The organism is Dysgonomonas mossii, from assembly GCF_004569505.1.
Lineage (GTDB): Bacteria > Bacteroidota > Bacteroidia > Bacteroidales > Dysgonomonadaceae > Dysgonomonas.
The window spans coordinates 427,358-449,890 of sequence record NZ_SPPK01000001.1 but is presented as its reverse complement, the minus strand read 5'-3'; the positions used below and the strand labels follow the sequence as shown (position 1 = coordinate 449,890).

Annotated in this window: 13 protein-coding genes; 5 read left to right on the top strand and 8 right to left on the bottom strand. The window is 38.2% G+C overall.

The features are described from left to right. Positions 1-127: 127 nt before the first annotated feature. From E4T88_RS02160 to E4T88_RS02140, 5 genes are read left to right on the top strand one after another with little or no spacing between them, the layout of a single operon-like run. On the top strand, positions 128-2,794 hold the full coding sequence (locus E4T88_RS02160; protein WP_135103835.1) for a 4-alpha-glucanotransferase: 2,667 nt from the start codon (positions 128-130) through the stop codon (positions 2,792-2,794). Positions 2,795-2,816: 22 nt separating this feature from the next. Next, positions 2,817-4,661 carry a glycoside hydrolase family 13 protein gene (locus E4T88_RS02155; RefSeq protein ID WP_135103834.1) on the top strand — a complete coding sequence of 615 codons (1,845 nt, stop codon included), beginning with the start codon at positions 2,817-2,819 and terminating at the stop codon, positions 4,659-4,661. Between the two features lie 36 nt (positions 4,662-4,697). Next, positions 4,698-5,723 (top strand): LacI family DNA-binding transcriptional regulator, encoded by a 1,026-nt coding sequence (locus tag E4T88_RS02150; protein ID WP_135103833.1) that lies wholly within the window; start codon positions 4,698-4,700, stop codon positions 5,721-5,723. 34 nt (positions 5,724-5,757) lie between these two features. Then, positions 5,758-7,092: an SLC45 family MFS transporter gene (locus E4T88_RS02145; RefSeq protein ID WP_135103832.1), complete on the top strand. Its 1,335-nt coding sequence runs from the start codon at positions 5,758-5,760 to the stop codon at positions 7,090-7,092. Positions 7,093-7,131: 39 nt separating this feature from the next. Further along, positions 7,132-8,502, top strand: coding sequence for an alpha-amylase family glycosyl hydrolase (locus tag E4T88_RS02140; protein WP_135103831.1), 1,371 nt, complete (start codon positions 7,132-7,134; stop codon positions 8,500-8,502). 244 nt (positions 8,503-8,746) lie between these two features. On the opposite strand, the gene porN is transcribed toward E4T88_RS02140, so the two are convergent. The 8 genes from porN to E4T88_RS02100 form a co-directional block, all read right to left on the bottom strand. Beyond that, the gene (porN, locus tag E4T88_RS02135; RefSeq protein ID WP_135103830.1) at positions 8,747-9,619 is read right to left on the bottom strand and encodes a type IX secretion system ring subunit PorN/GldN; all 873 of its coding nucleotides are present in this window, start codon (positions 9,617-9,619) and stop codon (positions 8,747-8,749) included. 21 nt (positions 9,620-9,640) lie between these two features. After that, positions 9,641-11,209, bottom strand: coding sequence for a type IX secretion system motor protein PorM/GldM (gene porM / locus E4T88_RS02130; RefSeq protein ID WP_135103829.1), 1,569 nt, complete (start codon positions 11,207-11,209; stop codon positions 9,641-9,643). A gap of 54 nt (positions 11,210-11,263) precedes the next feature. Next, the gene (gene porL / locus E4T88_RS02125) at positions 11,264-12,142 is read right to left on the bottom strand and encodes a type IX secretion system motor protein PorL/GldL (RefSeq protein WP_135103828.1); all 879 of its coding nucleotides are present in this window, start codon (positions 12,140-12,142) and stop codon (positions 11,264-11,266) included. Between the two features lie 27 nt (positions 12,143-12,169). After that, positions 12,170-14,332: a T9SS ring complex lipoprotein PorK/GldK gene (gene porK / locus E4T88_RS02120; RefSeq protein WP_135103827.1), complete on the bottom strand. Its 2,163-nt coding sequence runs from the start codon at positions 14,330-14,332 to the stop codon at positions 12,170-12,172. 185 nt (positions 14,333-14,517) lie between these two features. Beyond that, a complete protein-coding gene (gene nifJ, locus E4T88_RS02115; protein WP_135103826.1) occupies positions 14,518-18,081 on the bottom strand; it encodes a pyruvate:ferredoxin (flavodoxin) oxidoreductase in 3,564 nt (1,187 codons plus the stop codon). An 89-nt stretch (positions 18,082-18,170) separates the two neighbouring features. Further along, the gene (locus tag E4T88_RS02110) at positions 18,171-19,364 is read right to left on the bottom strand and encodes an AAA family ATPase (protein WP_185146718.1); all 1,194 of its coding nucleotides are present in this window, start codon (positions 19,362-19,364) and stop codon (positions 18,171-18,173) included. Positions 19,365-19,550: 186 nt separating this feature from the next. After that, entirely contained in the window at positions 19,551-20,363 is an 813-nt protein-coding gene (locus tag E4T88_RS02105; protein ID WP_135103824.1) for a transporter substrate-binding domain-containing protein, read from the bottom strand. Between the two features lie 7 nt (positions 20,364-20,370). Beyond that, complete coding sequence (locus E4T88_RS02100) at positions 20,371-22,476, bottom strand: putative porin (protein ID WP_135103823.1); 2,106 nt, start codon at positions 22,474-22,476, stop codon at positions 20,371-20,373. Positions 22,477-22,533 lie beyond the last annotated feature (57 nt).

Below are 22,533 nucleotides of genomic sequence, written 5' to 3'. Positions count from 1 at the left end.
GCAAATCATTTTTATAAAAAAAGAATCCTCTAAAGCTATAGTATGATGCTTTAATATGTAGTTTTGTTTAGCAGATATACTCTTTTGCATAAAAAGACCATTAATCTATAACCATAAAAACTGCAACATGAAAATAAAGTTACATATCGACTATCATACTGTCTGGGGACAAAACATCTATGTCTGCGGATCTTGCCCCGAGTTAGGCAACTGGGACGAGAAGAAGGCTCTGAAAATGACATGTACCTCTTCAAGTGAATGGATTGTTGATTTCGAAACAAATGATACATCTATAGAATATCGCTATATTGTAAAAGAAAATGAAATAGTTACTGCACAAGAGTGGGGAGATCCTCATACGTTATTACTGGATTCAAGTAAGACTTTTGATGTATTGGATTCATGGCGTGGAATTCCATCTCAAAGATATCTTTATACTTCAGGATTTTCGGAAAGCTTTTTCCATCATGACAATGCTTCAAAACTGAAATATTATAAAAAAGCTATTTTACTCAAGGTAAATTGCCCATATATAAAGAAAAATCAAACGATGGTTCTTTCCGGTTCGTCAAAAGCTTTAGGCGAATGGAACATCGAAAAGACGATACACCTTACTCCTGCTAATTTTGGAGAATGGCAAGTGGCAATCAATGCAACCCCTATAAAAACTCCCCAGGAGTATAAATTAGCTATATACGATAATTCAGAAAACAAGATAATCCATTGGGAAAAGGGCTCAAACAGAGTACTCTCTCCTATCGCGGAAAAGGAAGATACAGTAAGAGTAGAGGCACTTGACTATCGCCACGAATGGATGAGTTGGAAAGCTGCCGGAGTATCTATCCCTGTATTCTCGCTACGATCAAAAGATAGCTTTGGTATCGGTGAATTTTCTGACCTCAAAAAAATGGTTGATTGGTCTACCCTTACGGGACAGAAAATCATACAAATATTACCGATCAACGATACTACAATCACGCACACGTGGATCGATTCATACCCATATAATGCGATATCTATTTATGCTCTCCACCCTATCTATTTAGGCTTAAAGAGTTATCCACTCAAGGATGAGAAATTATATAAGAAATACGAAAGTGAGGCTAAAGAGCTAAATGCATTAAAAGAAATAGACTATGATAAGGTTTTAGCACTTAAGTCGTCATATATAAAAGATTTATTTAAAGAGATCGGAACATCAACCCTCAAAAGTAAAGACTATCTCACTTTCTATAAGCAAAATGAAGAATGGCTGTTCCCTTATGCTTGTTTTTCGTACTTCCGTGATGTGTACAAAACGGCAAACTTCTCTTTATGGAAAACCCAAAACTCTTTTGATAAAAAGAAGTTAACTGCATTTATAAAATCAAATAAAGAAGCAAAAGAAAGCGTAGAGATGCTTTGCTTTACTCAATATCTGCTACATATACAATTAAAAGAAGTAAAAGAGTATGCTCATCAACATGAAGTTGTATTAAAAGGTGATATACCTATCGGTATAAGCCGCAACAGCGTTGAAGCATGGGTAGAACCTCACCTTTTCAATCTGGATGTACAAACGGGTGCGCCACCTGATGATTTCTCGTTTTTCGGTCAAAACTGGGGATTCCCTACATACAATTGGGATGAAATGGCAAAAGACGGCTACCAATGGTGGGTAAAGCGCTTCCGCAAAATGGCCGATTATTTCGACGCATATCGGATTGACCATATATTAGGATTTTTCCGCATCTGGGAAATACCTCTATCATCGGTACAAGGTCTCTTAGGGTATTTTAGCCCAGCGATACCGATGACTGTGGAAGAAATACAATCGTGGGGTATGTGGTTTGATGAGTATAGAATGACCAGTCCTTATATTCACGAACATTTCCTAAATGATGTATTTGGAGAATATACTCAAGACGTTATTGATAGATATCTAACTCCGATTGCTTGGCAAACGTTCAAATTGAAAGACTCTTGCAATACTCAAGTGAAGATTAAAGCCTTATTTGAAAATAAGACCGATAATAAAAGCAATGTTATACGAAACGGACTGTACAGTTTATGTAATGAGGTCTTGTTTATTAAAGATAAACGTGAACCTTGGAAATATCATCCTCGTATTACTGCACAGTACACCCATTCGTATGCCGATCTGGACAACAATGCTAAACTCGCGTTCAACAGACTTTATGACGAATTCTTCTATCGTCGCCACTCCCAATTCTGGAGAGAGCAAGCTATGAGCAAATTGCCCAGCCTGATAGCTTCTACACGCATGCTTGTATGTGGAGAAGACCTTGGGATGGTTCCGGAGTCTGTTCCGTCTGTAATGAACGAGTTGCAAATACTCAGTCTGGAGATAGAGCGTATGCCTAAAGTTAAAGATATGGCTTTCAACTATCTGGGCAACTTGCCATATATGAGTGTTTGTACTACATCCACTCATGACATGGCTCCGATAAGAGCATGGTGGAACGAAAATAGAGAAACAACGCAGAAGTATTACAATCAAATATTATGGAAAAACGGAGCAGCTCCGCAAGACTGTAATTCTGAGTTATGCTCGCAGATTGTAACCAATCACTTAAATTCGCCTTCAATGCTTGCTATCCTCCCTCTTCAAGATTGGCTATCTATAGATGATAAGCTGAAAAGAGAGAACCCGGAAGAAGAACGTATAAACATTCCGGCGATTGCACAACATTATTGGAGATATCGTATGCACCTCAGTTTAGAGGAATTATTAGATGCAAAAGAATATAATGCACATGTAAAAGACATGGTAAAATCATCCGGAAGAGAATAAACCTATATATATAAATATACCGATGAAAAGAAACTGTTTAATTTTATTACTTCTTGTTTTTGTAAGTCAATCAATTCTAGCAATTGATATAAAGACTGTAGATCCGGCTTTCTGGTGGGCGGGAATGAAAAACCCCGAACTGCAAGTGCTGATTCACGGAAATAATATATCTAAATGTGATGTAAGTATTACTTCCAAAACGGCCAGAATAAAAGAAACTGTAAAGCTTGAAAATCCTAACTATCTTATTTTATATTTGGATCTTTCGAATGCCCAACCTGAAAAATTTGATATTATCTTACAGCAAGGTAAAGACAAGAAAGTTATTCCTTATGAAATTAAACAACGTAAAGCGGGTTCATCCGAAAGGGTTGGATTTAACTCCAGTGATGTTTTATATCTCATCATGCCGGATCGATTTGCGAACGGAGATCCTACAAATGATGTGATTCCGGGAATGCTTGAAACCAAAGTAGATAGAAATCAACAATATGCCCGCCATGGCGGAGACTTCAAAGGGGTAGCCGATAATCTGGATTATATACATGATTTAGGCGTGACAGCTATCTGGTTCAATCCAGTACTGGAAAATGATATGCCCGAAGGTTCTTATCATGGGTATGCAGCAACTGACTACTACAAAGTAGACCGTCGCTTTGGTTCGAACCAAGAATTTGTTGATCTTGTAGACAAGACTCATGCGAAGGGTATGAAAGTAGTTATGGATATGATATTTAATCACTGTGGCAGCGAACATTATCTATTTACAGATAAGCCATCCAGAGACTGGTTTAATTATCCGGATAAATACGTTCAAACATCTTATAAAACTACAACGCAACATGATCCTTATGCTTCAGCAGCAGACAAAAAACTAGCTATTGACGGATGGTTTGTTGAATCTATGCCGGACTTCAATCAACGTAACGAGCATGTAGCAAAGTATCTAATTCAAAACAGTATCTGGTGGATAGAATATAGTGGTATTGATGGCATCCGTCAAGATACCCACCCTTATGCCGACTACGATATGATGTCTCGCTGGTGTAAAGAAGTTACAGAAGAATATCCTGATTTCAATATTGTAGGTGAAACTTGGTTAAACAACAACGTTGCCATTGCTTTCTGGCAAAAAGACAGCAAACTGGCTGCACCAAGAAACTCTAACCTTCGCAGTGTAATGGACTTCCCTCTATTGTCTGTGATGGAAAAAGCTTTTGACGAAGAAACAACATGGGATTTGGGGCTATCTCGCATATACGAATATTTAGGACAAGATATTGTTTATGAAAACACTCATGACCTATTGATATTTCTTGACAATCATGATACCTCACGCTTTTTCAAGAATGAAAAACAAACATCAAATCTAAACAGATATAAACAAGCTATTGCTTTTCTATTAACGACTCGTGGCATACCTGAAATATATTACGGTACAGAAATATTAATGGCGGCAGACAAAAGTGAAGGTGATGGATATCTTCGTCGCGACTTCCCCGGTGGATGGCAAGGTGATGCAGTGAATATGTTTAAGACGAATGAAAGAACGGCTCAACAAAACGAGGCCTTCGATTACATGAAGAAGATATTAAACTGGCGCAAGGGGAATGAAATAATAGCAAAAGGGACTCTAAAGCATTTTGCACCAACCAATGGCGTTTACGTTTATGAGCGTAAGTATAATGGAAAATCGGTAGTTGTTATACTAAGTGGTTCGGATAGTGAAAAGACAATTAATCTGGCTACTTACAAAGAAATACTACCTAAAAGTCAGGCTAAAGATATTATCACTGAAAATATTATAAACTTGGATGGTGAGACGTTAACAATTAGACCAAGAAGTGTTTTTATATTAGAATTTTGATTACTTTTATAGAAAGTATCATCAAAATTCTAGTGCATGAAAAAAGGGCCTCTTACTATTAAAGATATTGCAAAGGATCTTAATATATCGCCCTCGACAGTATCGAGGGCGCTGAAAGATAATCCGGACATTAGCCCTGAAACACGGAGAATAGTACAGGATTATGCAAAAAAGCATAAGTATAAGCCAAATGCGTTGGCTTTAAGTCTCAGAACTCAACACAACAATATTATTGGAGTTATTGTACCTGAACTGGCTAATCACTTTTTTTCGGGTGTCCTTTCCGGAATGGAAACAGTGGCTGAGGAAAAAGATTACCATGTAATTGTTTGCCAATCGCTTGAAGACTATAAAAAGGAGGCAAGAAATGTGCAAACGCTAATAAAGGCACGAGTATGTGGGATTTTAATCTCTCAGTCGAAGACAACAACAAAATACGATCATTTTCAGGAACTAATAGACAATGATATTCCCGTTATCTTCTTCGATAGGATATGTACCGGAATCGATTCAGATAAAGTAGTAGTGGACGACTACAATGGAACACTTACTGCTGTAGATTATATGATAAAAACAGGCTGTAAGCGTATAGCCTTCTTTTCGGCTCCTTCGCATCTTGAGATTTCAAAAAATAGGAAAAATGGCTATTTGGACGCACTGAGAAAACATCAGATACCTGTTGATGAACAACTGATACGTACCGCAGACACAAAACAGCTCGGATATGAGAAAGCAATGGAAATCTTACAAGAGCCCAATCATCCTGATGCCTTCATGGCGATGAATGATTATACGGCTTCGGGAATATTGCTTGCTTGTAAAAAGTTGGGATTCAAGGTTCCTGAAGAAATATCTATCTGTGGATTTTCGAATTCTAATATATCTCAAGATACCGACCCAATGTTAACAACTATGGATCAACACCCTATAGAGGTCGGAATGGAGGCGATGAAACTAATTCTAGAAAAAATAGAAAACCCTGAGAATACCTCAAGGAAAAACAAAATAATAAAAACTTCATTAATTGTCAGGCAGACAACACGTAATTTGTCTGATGGCTAATAACAATAAGTTTATTTAGATAATCGGACAAACCATGAAACAAAAACCAAGTCTAACATTTTGGCAAATCTGGAACCTCAGTTTCGGATTCTTAGGAATACAAATCGGATATTCACTACAAAGTTCTCAAACAAGTCGTATCTTATCAGCTTTAGGTGCTGACCCTCATCATCTTCCATTATTCTGGCTGGCTGCCCCTATTGCCGGGCTCATTGTACAACCAATCATCGGGATGTCGAGTGACCGTACATGGACACGTCTAGGGCGTCGTATCCCGTTTATTTTGGGAGGAGCTATAGTTTCGGCAATTGCCATGTTCTTTATGCCAAATTCCGAGTTTGTAGCAGCTATTATGCCTCCTGTCTTTTTTGGAGCATTCATGCTGTTATTTATGGATTGTGCGTTTAATGTTTCTATGCAGCCATTCCGCTCTTTGGTTGGCGATATGGTGAATGACAAACAACGAAATCTAGGATATTCAACTCAAAGCTTCCTTACAAACATTGGAGCTGTAGTTGGTTCATTCCTACCATTTATACTTACTTGGATAGGTATTCAGAATATTCCCGGTGTGGGGGAAAGGGTTGCACCATCTGTTATCTGGTCTTTTTATATAGGAGGTTCAGCTCTTTTACTGACAGTGTTATGGACAAGTATTCGTGTCAAAGAATATGCTCCGAAAGAGTATGAAGAATATAATAATATAACAGAAGAAGAAAAACAAAAGAAATCTTTTATAGATGTACTCAAAGCCACCCCAAAAACGATGTTACAACTGGCTATAGTACAGTTTTTCTCATGGTTTGCACTCTTCATCATGTGGGTATATGCAATCGGCGGAATTGCAGAGAATGTGTGGCATACAACAGACCCTCTATCTGCGGCATATAACGAAGCCGGAAACTGGAACGGGGTATTAAGTGGTGTATACGGTATCTTTGCGGCAATCTTTGCTATTTTTATGGCTAAAATCGCTGATAAGCTCGGTCGAAAAAAAGTATACTCTTTTTCATTACTGCTTGGTGCTTTAGGGCTGATGTCTATGTATGTGTTTGAAGACAAATACCTATTACTTGTTTCTATGGTAGGTGTCGGTATTGCTTGGGCAAGTATACTGGCTATGCCTTACGCTATACTATCAGCCGTGTTACCGGCTAGCAAAATGGGGTTATACATGGGAATCTTTAATGCAACGATTACCATACCTCAGATCGTAGCAGGGCTGACAGGCGGGCTTATATTAAAACATGTGGTTGGCGGCAGCTCTATAATGATGTTGGTGGTTGCAGGGATAGCCATGCTTTTGGCTGCTATATCGGTATCCTTTGTCGAAGACTCACATAAAGAACTTAAAACCCGAATCTGCTAAATAATTAGAAAATATAATTATCTGAAAGAATAAATATTTATGAAAAATAAATTATTATTTGTAATCACATTAATAGCTCTTACCAGCTATGCGTGTAAACCAAAAACTCAAACAGAAAACACTCAAGAACAGCAAGAAGAGAAATGTACAGTCAAACACTTGGATTGGACTCGAAACGCTGTAATATATGAAGTTAACGTAAGACAGTATACCAAAGAGGGAACCTTTGCCGCTTTCGAACAACATCTTCCCCGACTCAAAGAGCTGGGTGTGGACGTGCTTTGGTTTATGCCTGTACATCCTATTTCGGAAAAGAATAGAAAAGGCACTCTCGGAAGTTACTATGCTGTAAGAGACTATAAAGAGATCAACCCTGAATTTGGAACAAAAGAAGATTTCAAAAAGCTGGTAGATAAAGCGCATGAAATGGGCTTTAAAGTAATACTGGACTGGGTTGCAAATCATACCGGTTGCGATAATGCCTGGACTACAGAACATCCCGATTGGTATATGAAAGATAGTCTTGGTAATATCAAAAGCCCGTATGACTGGACTGATACCTACGAACTGAATTATGACAATAAAGATATGAGAGCCGCAATGACAGATGCCCTCAAATACTGGATAAAGGATTTCAATATAGATGGATATCGCTGCGATATGGCTCATGAAGTACCTACCGATTTCTGGAACGATGTACGTAAAACTTTAGATAGCATCAAGCCTGTATTTATGCTTGCTGAATCCGAAAATTATGATTTATTGGAACACGCATTTGATGCAAACTACTCATGGGAGTTGATGCACATGATGGCTGATGTAAACAAAGGAACAAAGAGTGCAGAAGATATTACATCATATATTCAAAAGCTGGATACGATAATGTGCCCGGACGCTTATAAAATGCTCTTCTTAACAAACCATGATGAAAATTCATGGAATGGAACAGAGTTTGAACGCTACGGAAAAGGTGTTGAAGCGTTTGCAGTTCTTACCTACACGTTGAATGGAATGCCAATGATATATACAGGTCAGGAAGTAGGACTCAAAAAACGCTTGTCATTCTTCGAAAAAGATATGGTTCCTTCATGGGCTGAAAATAGCACAACACAGTTCTATAAAAAGCTTAATCAATTAAAACATACCCATCCTGCGTTACAAGCCGGACAGGGTGGCACATTCAAGAAATATAATACTTCTGCAAATAAGGAGCTGTTGATATATTCGAGAGAAAGAGCAGGACAAGAGATTGTTGTAATGCTCAACTTATCGAACAAAGATATCAATTATACTAGCAATGACGCCATAGGACGTGGCAGCTATACCGATTATTTTGCGGGAGTGAATGTTCCGGAATTACCCCAGTCTCTAAAAGCATGGGAGTATAAAGTATTTGTAAGACCAAAATAATCAGAATTACTTATATTTATTCACAAAGAAAGCTTAAGAGGAAACTTTTAAGCTTTTTTCTTGTATATAAGTATATAATACAAAAATTCTGTGGTACTTTTTACTCTGTGATAAAAAACAGATAAGAGCGAATGCAACAATGATTCCTTTTTGCAACTTAATTTGCACAAAAAGACTAGCAAAAGAAAAGGGGTATCCATACGGATCCCCCCCTTCAATTCGGCTATATAAAACTCATAATTCCTTAATTCTTCTGATGAGCTGTTGCTACAGCATCAAAACGGGATTGCACAAAGTCAAGTTCGCTTTCAATACGTTTGCGTTCTTTTGTAAGACTTTCAGGGGTCGTAAAATATTTAGCTAAGTCTCGCACCCCTACACGGTATATACACCCTCTATAATATCTGTTTCTGAAGATATCGTAAAAAGAGGCATTGCTTAGTACCGGAGTAATATTAGCTACAGCTACGGGAGATATGGCCCTGGCGAGATATACACTAATATCGTCAAACATTACCCAAAACATCGGATATTCTCTTCCTCTGTCGCAAATCACAGGGCAAATAGCTTCTACACGGACATCTCCTTTTCCTGTTGCAATATCATAATACCATTTTTCCTTTACAAGGTAACAAGTGATTTGCATATTTGCCAAATCTTCCCTTTTTATAGAAAGTGTATGATTGTTATTTACTGTATATCCAATGCGATTCTGATCCATCACCTCTTTTGCTGTATATTTACTATCATCATTGAAGTCGGGTTGATCTTCGAATTTATATGCGGCAATTGTATTATCTGATAAAAGATTAATCAGAAGAGAAAACAAATTAGCACGCTTTTCGGTTGAAACTGTTGGATAAAATAAGGATTCGTTGCCTTCTACATCATATACTTCCCTGTATATATCTCTAGTCCATGTAGCAGACGAGTAATCGTTCATCGAATTCTCCATAAGAAAAAGCTCTCTGGACGAAATCTCTGTAATCATATCTTCCGTGGACGATGTAGCAGGTGCTCCATTCATCATTCTGAATGCATTATTTGCTGAGTTTTGTGCAAAGAGTGAACTTGCCGAGAGCAGTCCACCCAACATTAATGAAACAATATATTTCATAGGATGTGTATTTTGTGTTAATTAATTAATTCTTACTTCCATTGGGTATAAATCTCTTTCTATACCATCGGGGCCCTTGGCTTTTATTCCTGATATTATTAAAATTGTACCTCTAGTCATTCTTCGCATTTGCTCTATCTGACGAGATGAGAAATTCGCACCATTTGACATTTCAGGAGTTACATTTCCCATAGCGTCCACAGACATTGTTCTGAAGCTCAAAATCTGAAATGGAATATTCAGAATACCATCATCGATAGAAGCTTTTATACCCTGTGTGCCCAGTAGTATAGATCTGGCTATAACTCCTTTTCTAAATACTTTCGGTGCACCGTTCTGATCTGTATATGGGATAAACGCTAATGGTTCCGGTAACGGACGGATCCTCAACTCTTTCCTTGCTATGAATTGTTGTGTACCATTCACCTTTGCAGATACAGAAATTATAAACTTCTGACCTATCTGAGATGGGGAAGGCACTGCAACCCAATCTTTGCCCGAAGGAGTTAATGTTCCCCCACTTACCACTGTAGCCTGTACGTCCTGACTGGCTACACCCGGCACAGCAATAGTCAACATATTCTGAACCCCGGCATATAGAACGTCCATCCAGAATGGCGCTACTGTGGCCATAGGTTCCATTACTGTATATTCCTGAGAGAAATTACGTCTTACAGGCAATCCACTCCTATCCATAAGCTCGATAAATCCATCGAATTTATATGTACCGGAAGCTCCTGTACCAACTTCATACAAACCATTTTTTTCGGATGGTAACTCTTTACCATTTACAACAATACGGGGTCGTTGTGTTGTATCTACCGCCGCCATTATAATATTGGCTTTGTAAGGTACACCTTTCATCACCATATTTGATTGCGGAACAACAAAGGCACTCAGTTCATTCACACGAATATCTTTCAAGTCGATATTTTTAGCAAGATCATTCAGAACTTCACCCTCGGCCTGCTTCACATTCATTTGCAATTCTGAAAGGAAAGTCAGCACAGCAATACTTGGCATACCGTCAAAAGACGAAGTTATCCAATCTTTATGATCCTTCTTCGCTCTTGCAGAAGGTTCTGTAGATAAAGTACTGCTTACAATCTTACGTTTGCTCTCGTCAGGAATCTGTGCCACCATAGCTTCCCGATACGTGTCTAATATTTTTTTCAGCTTCTTTCCCTGACCACCCACCGGTGAAATCATTACTTCGGAAGAAGCATCGAGATTATCTTTCGATTTCAAATTATTTATATCAGCATCGGCTCCATCTGTCTTTTTTGCAATTTCCAGTTTTAGATACTGCAAATAATCGAAAATAGAATCGGTCTTAGCCTTTACACTTTGTGCCCTATTATATGAGTCCTGAGTTTTGTCTCTGTTAGTCTCATAAGAAGCAGCTATATCTGCGTATATCTGTTTATTTCTTTCATCTGTGACAACAATAGATTCTTGAATATTATCGTTAATCATCACAAATCCATCCAATACCTCGGTAGAAACATTTAGAGCCAGCATCGCAATAAACACCAGATACATGAGATTAATCATCTTCTGCCTAGTCAATTGCCCTTTACTTAAAGCCATCTTATATTCTCTTCTTTAGGTTTCTAATTCTGTTTTTTTATTTCTCCGATTATCTTAGAATTTAGGTTGGTTTGGATTGTTATTCGTTGTCATAGCTTGTAATAAACGAGCATATACATTGTTCAAAGCCTCAATGTGTTTGGTCATTTTCGCAGACTCTTCTCTGAACATGTAACTATCACCAATAGCTCCATCATATAAATTCTTCATCCTAGCCAAACTGTCATTAATATATCTGATAGCCGACATTTGTTCAGTTATAGTCTGTAATTGTGCATTAAATACATCGTTCAAACCACTCACATTCTGATTTAATGTAGTCAGATTGTCTACAAAACCATTTGTTTCGGTGATTTGATTATATGCTTTCAATAGTTTTTGAGAAGCCTCATTCAACGAGTTAATTGTAGTGGAGAATTCTTCTAAATTCTGAGCTGTATCTGCTGCGCTCTGTCCATAATCTGCCGAACTTGTACGAGCAGCAGAAGGTTGTCCTGTAGGCGATGATGAAGATGTTCCACTGCCAGAAACAGTTGTTACTCCATTTCCACCCGAACCGCCAAGAACAACGACCGAAGAGCCGGAAACTCCGGAGGATTTTATAGAATCTCCGGATTTCCTTGCCTCTGCTAGTTTTATATTAGAAGGGGATTCGTCATATCCAACCCCACCACTTACTATTACTCCGGATAAAGCATTTGCTCCGACCTCATCACTCGATGGAGATGAGTAGTCGAACCCTGCGGCAATAAAAACAATAACTTCGACAATCATTCCGATCATCAGAACGATGTTCCCTGCCGGTACATGCATAATTTTAAACATTGCCCCCAGGATGACTACAGCAGCACCCCAACTATAAAGAATATTAAACACTGTCTGTCCTCTTCTACTTGCAATAAATCGCCTAAAACTATGCCACGCTTTTCCCATTTTGAGAGCTCTCTTAAAAATTATTTTTTAATAGAATTTACCCCTTTCATCAAAGCTCCATGTTCTTACACATCTGAAACCAATGAATGAACGGCCTTTATCTTGAAATTCAACAGAACGATCTCCGGATTTAACCGTAGAGTCTTTCCATGAACCTCCTTTTACAATTTTACGTTTCAACACTCTTGGGTCTGCAAGTACTGCTCTATAGCTGAAATCAGGATTAGCCTCATCAGCCATACGGTCTACAGATTCCGTAAATGTTGTAGTTGTCCATTCTGCCGCATTACCCGCCATATCGTAAAGTCCAAAACGATTAGGCAAGAAGCTTGCTACAGGGGACATTAAGTCTTTCAAATCTTTTGATGCTCTGAAGTTAGCATGAGCCAGCCCATCGGTTGTATGCGTTTTATCCGAATACCACGGATAAATCAACTCCGAACGTCCGTTTCTTGCAGCAAATTCCCATTCGGCTTCTGTAGGCAAACGATACCCTTCGAAACCGTCTAAGCTACACTTCTTTTCAGCCAAATAGCGATCTGTACGCCATGCACAATAAGCATCGGCTTGTTCCCACGATACACCTACCACAGGATGATTATTATAAGCCTTATCATTAAAATATTTGCCTACATATTGTTCACTCTTAGCATTAGCAAAATCTGTCATCCATGCCATCACATCAGGGTAAACATTTACAATATATGTATTTGTAAAATCAATCTTATCTCCGTGCGATGATCTTGCTAACGTTTCGCGAATAATATCACCTCTTTGATTTACATAAGCTGTATCCTTGGATATAACTATAGAACGTGCATCGCCTTCTTTTAGTTTTGCCAAAAACGCATTATAACTTTTTACGTCAAACCAGTCATATTTAAAATTCAAAGCAGTATTTATCAATCCGGATTTATCCGCAGCAAAAGGATTTCCTCCTATCACACTGTTTATAGCAGCCTGTTCGCGTTGAGTTGGATTTTTCCAAGGAATTGGCTTACTCCAGTTTAAACGCTGCCCAACAGCACTGTTCCGATCTTCAGGTCTTACTAAAACTTTAAACGTTGGGTCTCCTCCATACGCCGGATCTGCCAAACGTTCTCTTATAATAGAGTCACGCACCCAATATACAAACTCACGATACTGCTTATTTGTAACTTCGGTTTCATCCATCCAAAATGGGCTGACAGCAACAAGTTTACGAGGTACTTCATCTCCCCATAAAGGATCAATACCTGTCCCTAACTCTATATTACCTCCCGGAACAAGAACCATATTGTCACAGGCACGGGCTATATTGTAAGGTAAACGTAAACGAGTTTCAATAGCAGGGTCAATATATTTTGGATTTGTGAACTTATAGGTTACACCTAGCGTTGCCTGAGCTAGCCCATTATTACTTTTATCTCCTTTTTGTCCATCAAAGGTATCACTAAGTAAAACGACTCTTCCCTCTCCAAATATTTGCCAGTTACGAGTTAAATTAAAGCCTAAGTTCAAACCGCCGCTTCCACCAACGAAGGTACCCTGAAGATTCCCTCTATGAGCAAAGCGCTGATACAAACCTAAACCGACAAAAGGATTTATTTCAAATTTACGTTCCGGCTTATATCCATTTATAAGATTAAGAAAATTTAACTGCACATCTCCAGTTATACTCATATAACGTAAATGTTGCATATAATATTGTTCGTTTGGTTGATATTTTGTAGGATGCCAAACAGGCACTCCACTCTCATCAACAGCACTATACTCATAATCAACACCTTCAATCCAACCCATATAATCCCAGGCGGGATCTTTAGTTAACATTTTTAACCCTTCGCCATTCGTTCCATCTTTCCACCATCTATCGTAAGTTCCGCTCCAACCATCATTGAAGCCATGTATGCTTCCTCCTGATATTTGAGCTCGTAGAGTAATCAATGTACTCATTCTACGGCCAACGGAAAGTGTTGGAGCAAAGGTTAATCTACTAGAAAACGATGTCCTATTCCACGGAACACCATTATCATCCTCACCCACATATAATTGGGCACCACCTCCAATGGATATGAACCACACTGGATCTTTTAACAAATATTCATTCCTCGAAGGAACTGAATATTGCTCTGAGCTTTGACGTTGAGCATAAGAAACTATTGATACACAGACCAATAGCAGTGAAGTCAGTAAAGTTTTTTTGTTCATTTGTTTTGTAACAGTTATAGTAACGATATATCAAGTGTGGCAAAGATAATATTTTTTTTTAATATTTATTTATTTTCTTATCAAATAATAACTTAACTCAATAAACGATTGGATTTTGCGTGTTTTTAAAAACATAAAAGGGAAGCCTTTCCAGGCTCCCCTCTCATCGATAATATTTATTAATTTTACAGTTCTTTTGTCTCGTCAAATTTGCCAAAACTGCTATTAGCTAAACGCTGATAACTATTATATCTCCACATCGCATTGTTCTGTGCTGCTTCATATAGTTCAGAAGCTTCAGAAGGATTTGATTTTTGTAGAGATGTATAGCGAACCTCGTTACCTAAGAACGCTTGGAATTTAGACCAGTCAGGCTCTTTGCTATCCATTGTAAATGGATTTTTGCCTTCCTCTTCCAACATCGGGTTGTAGCGCCATAGATGCCAGTATCCGCAAGCAACTGCTGCTTTCTCTTCATCCTGTGCATGTCCCATTCCTTTTCTCAGACCATGGCTGATACAAGGAGAGTATGCAATAACTAATGATGGGCCTTTATATTCTTCAGCTTCTTTGATCGCTTTCAGACATTGTCCTTGGTTAGCACCCATAGCAATCTGTGCTACATATACATAACCGTATGTAGTAGCTATCATACCAAGGTCTTTCTTGCGAATCTTCTTTCCTGCTGCAGCAAATTTAGCAACCGCTGCTATCGGAGTAGATTTAGAAGACTGGCCTCCTGTATTAGAGTACACCTCTGTATCCAATACCAGAATATTGATATCTTCGCCTGTAGCCAATACATGATCCAATCCACCGAAACCTATATCATATGCCCAACCGTCACCACCAAATATCCAGATAGAACGCTTGATTAGATATTGTTTCAATGAATATATCTCTTTGCAGTAGTCACATTTATCTTTCTCTACTTCCAGTAATGGTAACATTGCAGCTGTAAGTTCTTTTGTCTTGTCAGCCTCATCTTTATTTTCTACCCATTCTTTGTATAGAGCTTTTATTTCAGGTGAACATTTATCGCAATCCTGAGCTTGATTCATCAGTTTTTCGAGTCTGTTGCGCATAGTAATATTAGCCAAGGCAAAACCAAGACCATATTCTGCATTATCTTCGAATAGTGAATTAGCCCATGCCGGTCCTTTACCTTCTTCATTCTTACGGTATGGAGTAGATGGAGCTGAACCACCATATATTGATGTACAACCTGTAGCGTTGGCAATTAACATACGATCGCCAAACAACTGAGTTACAAGTTTGATATATGGAGTTTCTCCACAACCAGAACATGCACCCGAGAACTCAAACAGCGGAGTTGCAAATTGAGAGTTCTTCACATTCAATTTAGTATCAACAAGGTGAGCCTTGCTTGTTACATTCTTGACCATGAAATCCCAATTGTCTTGCTCAGGGAATTGTGATCCGATCTCAACCATTGTAAGAGCAGAGTTTCCTTTCTTACCCGGACAGATATCAGCACAGTTACCGCAACCAAGGCAGTCTAGCACATCCACTTGAATACGGAAGCCCATACCATCAAATTGTTTACCCTGTGCTTTCAACAAAGTAACATCGCCTGGAACTTGAGCCTGCTCTTCTGCGTCCAAAACAAACGGACGTATAGTAGCATGAGGACAAACATAAGCACACTGGTTACACTGTATACAGTTTTCGGCATCCCATACAGGTACAAAAGCAGCAACACCGCGTTTTTCATACTCTGTAGTACCATGATCCCATGTACCATCTTCGCGACCTACGAAAACAGATACAGGAAGATCGTAACCACGTTGTGCATTTATTGGACGAACTACGTTTTTGATAAACTCAGGAGCATCATCTTCTTCAGCTTTACCAATTACGATATTTGCCCATTCTGCCGGAACCTCAACTTTTTCGAGTTCGATACCACGATCAACCGCAGCATAATTCTTATTGATAACGTCTTCACCTTTACGTCCGTATGATTTCACAATGAATTTCTTCATTTGTTCTACAGCCAAATCGTAAGGGATTACATTCGAAATCTTAAAGAATGCTGATTGAAGGATTGTATTTGTACGGCCTCCAAGACCAATTTCTGTTGCAATCTGAGTTGCGTTGATGATATAGAAATTGATATTGTTGACTGCAAGATATTTTTTCACATTATCAGGAAGGTAGTTCCCTACTTCTTCTTTGCTCCATACAGAGTTGAGAAGGAATGTTCCGTTTTTCTTCAATCCTTTAGTTACATCATACAAATGCAAATAAGCAGGAACGTGACATGCTACAAAGTTTGGAGTATTTACCAAATATGTAGAACGGATAGGATTATCACCAAAGCGAAGATGCGATGCTGTAAATCCTCCTGATTTTTTAGAGTCGTATGCAAAATAAGCCTGACAATATTTATTGGTATTGTCACCGATAATCTTAACTGTATTTTTGTTTGCACCTACTGTACCATCCGATCCTAAACCATAGAATTTAGCTTCATAAGTAGTATCATCTACAGAAACTTCTTCTTTAAGAGGTAATGATTTGAATGTAACATCATCTACGATACCGATTGTAAAATCGTTCTTAGGTAGGTTCATCGCCAGATTTTCGTACACAGACATAATCTGAGCAGGAGTAGTATCTTTAGAAGAAAGTCCATAAATACCGCCAACAATTGTAGGGGCATCAGCTTTACCGAAGAAACAGTCTTTTACATCCATATACAATGGCTGTCCAAGAGCTCCCGGTTCTTTTGTACGGTCAAGTACAGCTATTCTTGTTGCAGTTTTAGGAACTGCAGAAAGGAAAGCTTCAGCTTTGAATGGACGATAAAGGTGAACTGCTACTAAGCCGACTTTCTCTCCTTTGGCATTCAAGAAGTCTACAGTTTCTTTAATTGCTTCTGTTACCGAACCCATAGCTATAATCACACGGTCAGCATCTTCAGCTCCGTAATAATCAAACAAGCCGTATTTGCGTCCTGTAATCTTATTGATTTCTTCTAAATATTTTTCAACAATAGCAGGTACTGCATCATAGAATTTATTAGCAGCTTCACGCGATTGGAAATAAATATCATCATTCTGGGCAGTACCGCGAGTTACAGGATTTTCTGGATTCAATGCTCTATCACGGAATCCTTTAAGAGCCTCTTGGTTAACAAGAGGAATTAAGTCATCCTGACTCATTTCTTCCACTTTCTGTATTTCGTGAGATGTACGGAATCCATCAAAAATGTTCATAAAAGGAATACGAGACTCGAGAGTTGCCAAGTGAGGAACAGCAGACAAGTCCATAACTTCTTGTACCGAGCCCGAGAAGAACATAGCAAACCCGGTCTGACGAGCTGCCATGACATCCTGATGGTCTCCAAAGATAGACAAAGCCTGTGCCGCCAAAGCACGTGCCGATACGTGGAAAACGCTAGGGAGTAACTCTCCTGCTATTTTGTACATATTAGGGATCATCAACAACAATCCCTGCGATGCCGTATAAGTAGTTGTTAGAGCTCCAGCCTGTAATGATCCGTGAACTGCACCAGCAGCACCAGCCTCCGACTGCATTTCCTGCACTCTGAGGATTTCGCCGAATATATTTTTGCGTCCGGCTGCTGCCCATTCATCAACATACTCTGCCATAGTTGATGATGGTGTGATTGGATATATCGAAGCCACTTCGCTGAACATATAAGAAATATGTGCTGCGGCCTGATTTCCATCACATGTAATGAATTTTTTTTGTTTAGCCATACTTTTTAATAGTTGATTATCTTTTTTTAGTTTACATTTTTTTGATTTGGCTAAGTTGACAACTTTTAAATTATCAGCTCCTTATTCTTTTAATATAAAAAACCAAACAGCCATAAAGGAATAATATTCCTATCACCCCTCTCTAGATTCGCTATTACGTAAATCATCTCCGGTTTATGTTTGCCTCTGGTTTTTTGACCATCTATCTTAAATTTATATTTCTTGTCATCATTTTCGACAATAAACATTCCGCTTTTAGCTCCTTTCTTCAATTTGCTATCGCTGTGATGTACCTGATTGTAGAAAAATGTTTCACGCAGCTCCTGATCATTTACATCTGATATTTTCAGAGGGAAAATCAGATTCGTATTATGCATATAGACCATATCGGGTTTCTTGGGAAACTCTTCTCCTTCTCTATAAAGCATATTTATCAGTCTGGCACTACGCAAATATTCCAGATAATTAGTCACTGTAGCTCTGGATATCTCACAGTCGGTACTCAATTGGCTGATATTGGGTTTGCCCGGTGCAGACAAAGACAATAGATACAGCAATTTTCTTAATTTGGGCAAATAAGACATTTCTATTTGTTTGATAGACAACACATCTACCTCCAACATCATATTTACCGTTTTGAGTAAATTTTCCGAAAAATTTCTTTTTTCAAGAAAAAACGGATAATAACCGTGATGTATATAACCCCATAGATGTTCTAAAGGGTTGATCTCTGAGAATATATCCTCAGCTATTTCACGGTGATTATTTATTATGTCATCCAAACCATAAGGTTTGAAATTCTTTCCAAATTGAATATTTAAGAATTCCCGATAGGAAAAACCTCTCAGATTATATACATCTACAATAGATGCCAGTTCTGCATCTTCTCCGAGCTTGTTTACAGTAGAACCTGTAAATACGATCTTCAGTTGAGGAAGGCATTCGTAACATTCTCTCAATTCTTTAGACCACCCCGGATACTTATATACCTGATCGAGTAGAAGCGTCTTACCTCCTTTTTCTACAAACTCTTTTGCAAAACTAAAGATTGTTCTGACTGTAAAATAAAACTGATTCATATTGATATATAAACAGTCTCGTTTGTCTAGCTCAAAGAACTCTTTAGCATATTGCAGAAGGAATGTAGTTTTCCCGACACCTCTCGCCCCCTTGATTCCAATCAAACGGCGCGACCAGTCAATCTGTTGCATTAACAGCCTGGGAGTTGCATCTTCGAAAAGATGTTCAACTAAATACTTATGTGTCCGAAAAAAAGATTCCACTCGATACTCCTTAAAACCCCGACGAAGGTAACTTTTTTTTATGTCATTGCAAAGTCCACTTAGCAATTTTAATCATTTTTCTTGAAACAGCATATAAAAATGCAGAAAAATTTTATATTCGCATGGTGTATTTTTCAATGATGAATAACAAACTCTATTAGTTCTACTAAAATAGCGCTAAAAAACTCAATTATAGTATTTTTTGTATATTTTATTATATGCTTCCGTCCCCTTTATACGGCTGATCCAAACATTCAGAGAATCAAGCAAGACAGGAGAGCTTTTCCTCACAGCCCAGGCCTCTAAATGAGTAAACCCTACAAAAGTAGAATAATCTATTTCGGGCGATGTTTTGGCAATATTAGCTGCTACCTTTTCGTCACAAACTGCAAAATCGATATCTCCTGATGCTACCATCATAGCCAACTGCTCAGAACCATAGGCCGGATCTTCCTTTATATATATTGTGTCCCCTATTTCATGCGCCAAGTTTTGTATCCGAAGGATAACCGGAGACTTAGCAGGAACATAAAGCGTTTTCTTCGCCAAGTCTAAATGACTTCTAATCGGCTCTATATTATCATTATACTTTTTTTTACGTTGAATCAACACCTGTCTGTTCTGAGCAATGGCTTCTGTGAAATTTACAGAGTCGCGCAACTCTGAAGTAACAGGTATATTCCTAGCCACAATATCGTACTTTCCGGTTCTCAATCCATCCATACTTTTATCTATACTGGATTCTAGCTGGATATCTATTTTTAAAGGAATATTCTTCTGTAATAATTCAATAAGATCGTGATTGAAGCCTGCAATCGTATCCCCTAAAACAAAATAACCAACAGAGTTATAGTCTGTAACTACGCGAAGTACTCCTTCGTGCTGAATTTGAGGGTAGTCACGAAAATCATTACCTGTAGTATTATTCCGTATAAAAATCCAAACAATAATCAGAATAATAACAATTATGGGAACCGATAAGAAAGCCTTATTCTTCATAATTTTACTAATTATTGAATTGCCATGAAATTCCTAATTTTAAAACCCGAGGGTTTACCGGATAACGATATAAAGAGAATGATTCCGCACCAAACATCCCTTCTGCTACATTATACATCATAACAAAAAAGCGAGTATATTTTAGATGAAGGTTCAGATAAGCACTTACAACAGGAAACTCTCCGAGTTTCATATCTTGTTGATTATAGAACTGCATAGTCAAAGGTTCATAGCCCGGCATATGATATTTTGCATGAATATAAGCATCTGCCCCCAACTGTAGAGTTAATACTTTAGCCAGTTTAGTAGTCAGGTATATATTCGAGTACAAACTCCATTGAGGTAAAGGCAAAGCTTCTTCACTCTTGGTGTATTGATATACAGCCTGATTATCCCAGTGAAAAATCCCGGATCTGAAATTCTGATCGAGGCGTAAAGCTATCACTTGTATCCCTTCATTACTTTGAGCTATTCTCTTTTCCTGATTATAATATATCAAACCTGTTATATTTTCAACACCTCCACTTATCCGAGTCTGAGAAAATGACAGTTCTGGAAAAACAATCTCGCCGCCTATATAAACACGACGGGTATCTTTCAAACCCATATCCTTCCAGTTCCAATACTTAGATGAAAAATTGTTCTGAAAAAAACTTGGGCTTATATTCTTTATATAAGCATTGGCTTTTACCGAAAAGTCTTTATTTCTGAAGTTCAATCGAGTAGTAATTTCTCCTTCAAGCCTGTAATCACTATTATGTAAATCTTTTTCGGCTGTAGCCCTATATCTTAAAAACTTCCCCTTCTCCTTCGTTAATACTCCTCCTACAAGCAATGAATATTCACTTTCCTTCATCGATGCACCGGGAAGACCATACATAGTCCCTGATTCCTCGATACCTAAAAAAGGCATGGAATATTTACGCAGATCATGCTCAATGAAGGCTGTTAAACCAAATTTCGTCCATTTTCGGAAGCCTTCATTCATCGCCAACGCCAATGTATTCTTGAAAGAATAATATGACATATAGTCATCAATATTCGCCTCATACTTCGGATCCGAAAGAGTAGTCCAGCCCTTCTCCCCATTCCAAAGCTGTGGGGTATATACATTCGCGATATTACTATAGTTTGAATTAAATCTGCGACGTTGATCTGTATAGTGCGTTGTAAAGATCACACTTGCTAACGAAACATAGTCCTTCTTTTTCCGTGTTCCCATCACGCTGTCATTTACAGGATATGTTTCTGTATCATCACCCAGATCATATCTGTTAGTTACATACAGATTACGACCTCTGAGTCTGTTCCAAGTATCCTGCATTCGTGTAGGAATATCCAACGAACTCCCTTTGAAGTTTCCATTATTGACTACATTGGGATGGTCAGGGTTTGAAATATACAATGTATCGGATATCCCTCCATTCTCAATAATAGTAAAATTATTATTTTGGAAGTAAGCATGCATTTTATACTTATCACCTATATAACTGGCATATAAGTCATAACTTACTCCTTTATTTGACAAAGAGTTGTAAAATCCACGAGAATATATATAGTCAAAATCAAAACCGACATTCAGCTTTTTACCCATATTCATGGATATCTCTCCCTGAAAACGATTTTCAGCGCTTTCACCTCCACCCCCACTTTGATATTTAATCTCAGAGTAAGGCACTTTTGTATTATAGAATATCTGATCCTCCGGCCCTTTTCGCCATGCACGCACCGGATCTTGAAAAATAAAACGGGAAGGTTCCGGACGTTCAAAAAATATTTTAGATTGTAAAGGAGAGCCTACATTACCCAAATAGCCAATAGCTACACCTTTTCCATCCACTAACATACTTTTATGAAAATCTATTACAGCCGAATCGCGAGGAATAAATATACGTTCTCCCAAACGTGGTGTTATTTTCCACACATATATATTAGGAACTTCAACTTTTACTGTATCTATTTTTCGTCCACTCGGAGGCAATTTACCAAGACTTGCAGATATAGAATCCGCTTTCTCCACTATTGCGGGAGACTGTAAAGCTTTCTTGTTTTGTGCTTCCGCAACAAGAGAAGCGAAAAGAAATAAGAAAAGAAATACTGTATATTTTTTCATTGGTGCAAACTTACACAAAAAATGAAAAATGAGTAGTTAATGTACCTTTAAAAACAG

What these genes read in the sequence shown, in the direction of transcription:
- E4T88_RS02160 (WP_135103835.1), top strand. Translation starts at nt 128, where the DNA reads ATGAAAATAAAGTTACATATCGACTATCATACTGTCTGGGGACAAAAC.
- E4T88_RS02155 (WP_135103834.1), top strand. Translation starts at nt 2,817, where the DNA reads ATGAAAAGAAACTGTTTAATTTTATTACTTCTTGTTTTTGTAAGTCAA.
- E4T88_RS02150 (WP_135103833.1), top strand. Translation starts at nt 4,698, where the DNA reads ATGAAAAAAGGGCCTCTTACTATTAAAGATATTGCAAAGGATCTTAAT.
- E4T88_RS02145 (WP_135103832.1), top strand. Translation starts at nt 5,758, where the DNA reads ATGAAACAAAAACCAAGTCTAACATTTTGGCAAATCTGGAACCTCAGT.
- E4T88_RS02140 (WP_135103831.1), top strand. Translation starts at nt 7,132, where the DNA reads ATGAAAAATAAATTATTATTTGTAATCACATTAATAGCTCTTACCAGC.
- porN (WP_135103830.1), bottom strand. Translation starts at nt 9,619, where the DNA reads ATGAAATATATTGTTTCATTAATGTTGGGTGGACTGCTCTCGGCAAGT.
- porM (WP_135103829.1), bottom strand. Translation starts at nt 11,209, where the DNA reads ATGGCTTTAAGTAAAGGGCAATTGACTAGGCAGAAGATGATTAATCTC.
- porL (WP_135103828.1), bottom strand. Translation starts at nt 12,142, where the DNA reads ATGGGAAAAGCGTGGCATAGTTTTAGGCGATTTATTGCAAGTAGAAGA.
- porK (WP_135103827.1), bottom strand. Translation starts at nt 14,332, where the DNA reads ATGAACAAAAAAACTTTACTGACTTCACTGCTATTGGTCTGTGTATCA.
- nifJ (WP_135103826.1), bottom strand. Translation starts at nt 18,081, where the DNA reads ATGGCTAAACAAAAAAAATTCATTACATGTGATGGAAATCAGGCCGCA.
- E4T88_RS02105 (WP_135103824.1), bottom strand. Translation starts at nt 20,363, where the DNA reads ATGAAGAATAAGGCTTTCTTATCGGTTCCCATAATTGTTATTATTCTG.
- E4T88_RS02100 (WP_135103823.1), bottom strand. Translation starts at nt 22,476, where the DNA reads ATGAAAAAATATACAGTATTTCTTTTCTTATTTCTTTTCGCTTCTCTT.